The sequence below is a fragment of the Streptomyces bobili genome, from assembly GCF_002154575.1.
In the GTDB taxonomy this organism is placed as follows: domain Bacteria; phylum Actinomycetota; class Actinomycetes; order Streptomycetales; family Streptomycetaceae; genus Streptomyces; species Streptomyces bobili.
This window is the reverse complement of sequence record NZ_MUBA01000923.1, coordinates 1-696: the sequence shown is the minus strand read 5'-3', so window position 1 is coordinate 696 and position 696 is coordinate 1. Positions and strand designations below refer to the sequence as shown.

Below are 696 nucleotides of genomic sequence, written 5' to 3'. Positions count from 1 at the left end.
GGGTAGAGGAGGGTGACCTCGCGCGCCGTACCGATCAGCTCCGGAAAGACGACCTCGACATCGAAGGGAAGCGGAGCCAGCGGCCGGGGCCCGGGCGGCTGGGCCTGTGGGGTGTCCTGCTTCGCGCGCCCTGACGGCATGGCCTCTCCTGCTGCTTGTGGTCGTAACGCCGCCGACCCTAGTCCCCGCCCCGCCTCCCGTTGCACCCCGTTCAGCCCGTCGGCGACAGGCCCACCACATGCCGACACTATCCGGGAGTTCGTATCCCCAAAGCCCGTCCTGCGACGGCACTCCGACCATGACGAACACGTACGGCACGTGGACTGCCAGATCAGCGACATGTCATACACGACGGCATTCGGTAAAACGGACGTTGTCACGTTGTTGGCTGTGTGACTGCCTGACGGCGCGTCGTGGCGTGGTGGAGCCTGGTTCCGGGCTGTGTTCAGGCCGCGGTGGCGAGGCCGGCGACGCCGGTGATCTGCTCCCAGNNGAACGCGGACAGGAACCGCTGCGCTTCGCCCACGGAGCGGAAGCGTTTCATCGCACGTTCGCGCTGTCTGGTGGGTTGGTGGCTGTTCTCCGCCCGGTTGTTCAGGCCCTTGTGCGAGCGATGTTCCACCGAGGGCATGACCTCGCGGTGGGCGGCGCCGTAGGATCGGAGTTTGTCGGTGACGACCACCCGCGGCACCATGC

Annotated in this window: 1 protein-coding gene; it reads right to left on the bottom strand. The window is 67.1% G+C overall.

Annotated features, from left to right (window positions below; genetic code table 11):
* Nucleotides 1–445 precede the first annotated feature (445 nt).
* Nucleotides 446–696, bottom strand: a 251-nt coding sequence (locus BZL64_RS38725; RefSeq protein ID WP_143663479.1) for a DDE-type integrase/transposase/recombinase, incomplete at its 5' end; no start/stop codon positions are given.